At 56.2% G+C, this 5,164-nt stretch carries 3 protein-coding genes and 1 pseudogene; 1 reads left to right on the plus strand and 3 read right to left on the minus strand.

Going from position 1 to position 5,164, the window contains the following annotated elements:
• Positions 1–357: 357 nt before the first annotated feature.
• Complete coding sequence (locus tag ACESNB_RS07855; protein WP_373006025.1) at positions 358–798, plus strand: DDE-type integrase/transposase/recombinase; 441 nt, start codon at positions 358–360, stop codon at positions 796–798.
• Positions 799–892: 94 nt separating this feature from the next.
• Here the strand turns inward: ACESNB_RS07855 and ACESNB_RS07860 are convergent, their stop codons facing one another.
• From ACESNB_RS07860 to ACESNB_RS07870, 3 genes and pseudogenes are all read right to left on the minus strand, one after another.
• Positions 893–1,219, minus strand: a complete 327-nt coding sequence (locus ACESNB_RS07860) for a copper-binding protein (RefSeq protein WP_373006021.1) — start codon at positions 1,217–1,219, stop codon at positions 893–895.
• A gap of 104 nt (positions 1,220–1,323) precedes the next feature.
• Positions 1,324–4,548 carry an efflux RND transporter permease subunit gene (locus tag ACESNB_RS07865; protein WP_373006023.1) on the minus strand — a complete coding sequence of 1,075 codons (3,225 nt, stop codon included), beginning with the start codon at positions 4,546–4,548 and terminating at the stop codon, positions 1,324–1,326.
• A 9-nt stretch (positions 4,549–4,557) separates the two neighbouring features.
• Positions 4,558–5,164 (minus strand): annotated as a pseudogene (locus ACESNB_RS07870) (efflux RND transporter periplasmic adaptor subunit); the annotation flags it as partial.

A 5,164-nucleotide genomic window follows, 5' to 3' on the forward strand; every position in this document is an offset into this window, starting at 1 on the left:
GAGACGCTGCAGCACTTCATCTTTTACTGGCTAACCCGCACCGAACCGATCCCGGAAGGAGAGCGAGATGCAGCGCATGCGCTTGGTCAGCGCCGGTTTGATTACTTTGTTGAGCAGGTCGCGCGGAAAATGAGTCTTGAATGACTCTCGTCGACAGAGATCCGGTATTGGGTCTCAGAGCCAACGGAAACAGACTGCCCGAATAAGCGGTCGGGATCAGTGGGGGGCACTGCTATGAAAGCGTCCGGCTCTGGGCAGATCGTTTCGACACCGACGTCGTGTACAAGATCAGGAAGCGGCGGTTAGAGTCGATGCGACGAAGCCCCCAATGGCAATCTGGATGAGGTCGTCGTCAAAATCCGAGGAGAACGGCACTATCTTTGGCGGGCTGTCGACAATGAAGGAGATGTTCTGGAATCCTATGTCACGAAGGAGCGTGACAAGGCTTCGGCTTTGAAATACCTCAGAAAAGCGATGAGGCGATATGGGAACCCTGAAGTCGTTGTGACCAACAGATGTCCGTCATACCGTACACCAATCAAAGTGATTGGGAATCTGGGGCGCCCGGAAACCGGGCGCCCTCTGATTAATTGGGGCGAGAATTTGCATTTGCCGTTCCGACGGCAAGAGCAAGCGATGTCTCGTTTCCAGCGAATGCGAAGTTTGCAGAAGTCCGTCGCGATCCATTCGTCAGTGCACAATCACTTCAACTTCGAAACACATATTAATTACCGAATTCGCTTCAAACAGAAACGCGACTCCGCCCTTCGCGAGTGGCGCGACCTTCTCGTCGCGTAGCCCCCCCTTGGTCCGCGAAAAGCGGCGACTAGTTCGTATTCGCCCGACAGCACCCATCTGAGTACACGCGTCGAACGCCCTCCCTTACTCTGCCCTAATGGTCCATTATGTTATCAAGGCAATCAGCGCCATCAGCAGCAGTGTTACAGATGCTGGTTATCCGATAGGAATTGTCACGGCCCTTTTTGACCATGAATGCAACCGCGTCGCCTTCCGCGAAGGCGGACAGGTCGACTTCGCCCATAGTGTTGAAGCCCATTGTCATGGCGTCCATGCCCATGCCCTCGATGGGACCATGCTCGATTGTCACGAAGTCGCCTTCGGTTCCCAGCGATTTGATAATGCCAGCGCCATGACCGATCCCTTCGTCAGACATGACATGGCCGGAATGATCCATTGTCTCGCCGTTAGACATCTCCATGTGCGCTTCGTTTTTTTCAGATCCAGCTGGCGTAACCCCCTCGGCATTGCCGCAGGCAGCGAGGGACAAAGTGAATAGGCTTCCAGTCAAAAGTCTTATTGTCTTCATGGTGTCGGTTCTCCTAGAGGATTGCTTGGTTGAAGTAATTTGCGCGTGTCTTCCGATTTAGATCCGCCGCGCGCGGAAAAGGAGCGGCCAACCCAGATGTAATAGATCGCGGGGATGACGATCAGGGTCAGCAATAGAGTTGAGACCATGCCACCGAGCATGGGCAGGGCAATGCGGCGCATCACATCTGCGCCCAGGCCGTCGGTCACGAAGACAGGCGTCAGGCCAACCAGAATGGTGAGCACCGTCATCAGCTTGGGACGAACGCGCATTGCCGCGCCATGACTGATGGCCTCAAATAGCTCTACGCGGTTTTGTGGTTGCTCTTCTCTCACCTGGGCGTCGATATAGAGCAGCATGATGACAGCTGTTTCTACAGCGATACCGCCAAGCGCAATGAACCCCACCGCTACAGCCACAGACAAATTGTAGCCAGCGAGCCAGACTGCCCACAGTCCACCGACCAGCCCGAACGGCAGCGACAGCATGATGATGGCGGTGCGGTCGAGCCGTCCAAAATGCAGCATGAGAAGCAAGAAGATGAGCGCGATCGCTGCTGGGATAGCATTCTGAAGGCGTGCTGCCGCTTCCTCCATCTGTTCATACTGGCCAGCAAACTCAATCGCGTAGCCAGGCGGCAAGGTCATGGCATCTGTCACTGCCTGACGTGCCTCGCTGACATATCCGCCCATATCCCGGCCTGCGATATCAACGAATACCCATCCAGTCAGACGCGCATTCTCCGAGCGAATCATGGGAGGCCCCTCGGTGAAGGCAATCGATGCGAGGTTGCCAAGCGGGATGTGAGCTCCAGTAGGAGTGGGAACGAGAATGTTTTCCAGATCATCCGGGCTTTCCCGGAACGGGCGGTCATAGCGCAGGATGATGTTGTAGCGTTCACGGCCCTCGACCGATTGCGCTAATCGCATCCCGCCCAGCGCGGTTTGCACGACAGTTTGGAATACGCCCATATCGATATTGCGGCGGGCTAACTCTGCCCGGTCCGGGGTGATTTCCAGATATTTACCCCCAAGGACGCGGTCCGCAAAGGCGGAGCGGGTGCCTCGAACATCTGAGACGACTGCTTCGATGTCTCGCGCTATCCGCTCGATCTCGATGAGGTCATCGCCGGTGACTTTGATGCCGATGGGCGTACGCACACCAGTTGAGACCATGTCCATCCGGATTTTGATTGGATAGCCCCAGGAATTGACGAGACCGGGCATTTGCAACTTTGCGTCGAGCTCTGCGGTAATGTCATCGACCGTGACACCGGGGCGCCATTCCGATTTCGGTTTCAGTTTGATCCACGTCTCGATCATGGTCAGAGGAGCCGGGTCGGTGGCGGCATCGGCGCGGCCTGCCTTGCCGAAGACGCGTTCGATTTCAGGTACGGTCATTATCACGCGGTTTGTCTGACCAAGTATTTCCCGCATTTTGGTGGAGGAGACGCCAGGAAGCGTGGTCGGCATGTAAAGCAACTCGCCCTCATATAGCGCCGGCATGAATTCAGAGCCGAGGCGCTGCGCGGGGATGATGACACTCGCTGTCAGAAGAAGCGCAATCGCAATCGTGATCCACTTGAACCGTAGTGCCGCATGCAAGACGGGCTTGTAGATCCAGATGAAGAAACGGTTCAACGGGTTGGCTGATTCAGGGCGAAACTTTCCGCGCATGAGATAGAGCATAAGTACAGGGACGAGTGTCACGGACAGGATCGCCGCGAATGCCATCGCATATGTTTTCGTAAATGCGAGTGGGCTGAACAGGCGGTAGCTTTCACCAGTGAGCGCGAACACTGGCAGGAAAGACACTGTGATGATGAGCAATGAAAAGAAGATGCCCGGACCGACCTCTTGGGCCGATGCAATCAAAGTGGCCCTGCGGTCTGCTGCCTTAGGTTTATCGCCCAGGTCGGCGAGTTTCCGACTCGCGTTTTCGACAAGGACGATGGAGGCGTCCACCATGGCGCCGATTGCAATGGCAATCCCGCCAAGGCTCATTATGTTTGCGGTGACACCCTGGAACGACATAATCAGAAATGCCCCGAGGACGCCAAGCGGAAGGGTGATGATGGCGACCAGTGACGAGCGGACATGCAGTAGGAAGATCAGGATCACGAGTGCGACCGCGATACCTTCTTCAAACAGCTTTTCCTTCAGGTAATCGACCGCGCCTTCAATCAGGGGTGCGCGGTCATAGACAGTGACGATCTCGACACCTTCGGGCAGGCCGCGCTGGAGTTCTGCGAGTTTTTCTTTCACGCGGTCAATCACGGTCAGTGCATTTTCGCCGTCCCGCATGATAACGATGCCCGCGACGGTCTCACCTTCACCATTGAGTTCAACAACGCCGCGGCGAAGGGCAGGGCCTTCAATGATGCGCGCAACGGCGGAGAGAAGGACGGGTGTGCCATCTGAGGCATAAAGCACGACCTGCTCGAGGTCTGTCTTTTCGTCAACATAGCCCGATGAGCGAATCACGTACTCGCTTTCGCCCTGTTCCAATGTGCGTCCGCCGACCTCGCTTGAGGCCGCTTTCACTGCTTCAGATACGCGGCGTAGCGGAATGTCATAGGATCGCAGCAGGTTGGGATCGACCATTACCTGATACTCGCGCACGAACCCGCCAACCGAGGCGACTTCCGACACGCCTTCTACGCCGGAGAGCTCTAGTTTAAGGAACCAGTCTTGAAGTGAGCGCAGCTCTGCCAAGTCCGTGCCGCCAGTCTTGTCGACAAGGGCGTACTGATAGACCCAGCCAACACCTGTGGCATCAGGGCCAAGTTGTGGAACCGCGCCATCTGGCAAACTGGTGCCAAGCCGCGACAAGGCCTCGAGGACACGAGAGCGGGCCCAGTAAAGATCCACGTCATCTTCGAAGATGACATAGACGAAGCTGGTGCCGAACATGGACGAACCGCGCACATCCTTTGTCTTTGGCAATCCCAGCAGATTGGTCGACAGAGGATACGTTACGAGGTCCTCGACGATTTGAGGGCTTTGCCCCGGAAAGTCGGTCCGGATGATAACTTGCGTGTCAGTTAGGTCAGGCACCGCATCGAGCGGCGTACGTTCGACGGCCATCCATCCTGCAACGCCAAGCGCCGCGCAGAGGAGGAGGACGATGAGCTGGTTTGAGACTGACCAGGAGATCAGTTTCGCGATTGCAGATTTTGAAGGATCGCGTCCGCCAAGATCGTGTGGAATATTGTCTGACATTATCGTGTCCTACCGATTTCCAGCGCGAGGATCGGCGGGGTCGCGTTCTGAGCTGCCTGAATCCATGTCTGCCATGGAGTTGGGCCAATCGACTATCTCTGCGGGGCTGTCGCCATAAGGATTGCTTGGCTCGCCGCCTTCCTGAAGCCAGAGGCGTTCGGTGCCTGCTTCTTTGTACAGTGTAAGTCCAGCATCGCGGTAGTGGATGGGAGTGCCGTCGATGAGCCAAGGCTCGAGTGCTGCCATCAAGCGTGAAAGTTCGACCGCGAGCGCGTCGCGTTCGACCGCGCTCTTTGCGGCCCTGAGGGCAGCTTCGGCGTCTGTCAAAATAGGGACAAGTTTTGTATTGGCATATCGGATCTTGAGCGTTTCGCTGAGGCCGATTGCTGGATCGAGATAATAGGGATCGATTTGGTAATCGTCCCTCAGCGCCTCATGGAAATACAGCGCCATATCCGTGAAATGGTCGATTTCGGTAAGGGTTTTGGCATCGACGGGCAGCTGGGCGAGCGGTGTGTCTGGCCCGGTCATCATAGCTATTGGCGCTTGTAATTTTGATAACCCCTCGCGCAGATTGACTTCGCTGTCGAGCATGAACTGCCCGCTGGCGACGACC

The organism is Hyphomonas sp. (assembly GCF_041689225.1).
GTDB lineage: Bacteria > Pseudomonadota > Alphaproteobacteria > Caulobacterales > Hyphomonadaceae > Hyphomonas.

Excerpts from the sequence above, each read along its gene's own strand:
- ACESNB_RS07865 (WP_373006023.1), bottom strand. The coding sequence starts at position 4,548 with ATGTCAGACAATATTCCACACGATCTTGGCGGACGCGATCCTTCAAAA.
- ACESNB_RS07860 (WP_373006021.1), bottom strand. The coding sequence starts at position 1,219 with ATGGAGATGTCTAACGGCGAGACAATGGATCATTCCGGCCATGTCATG.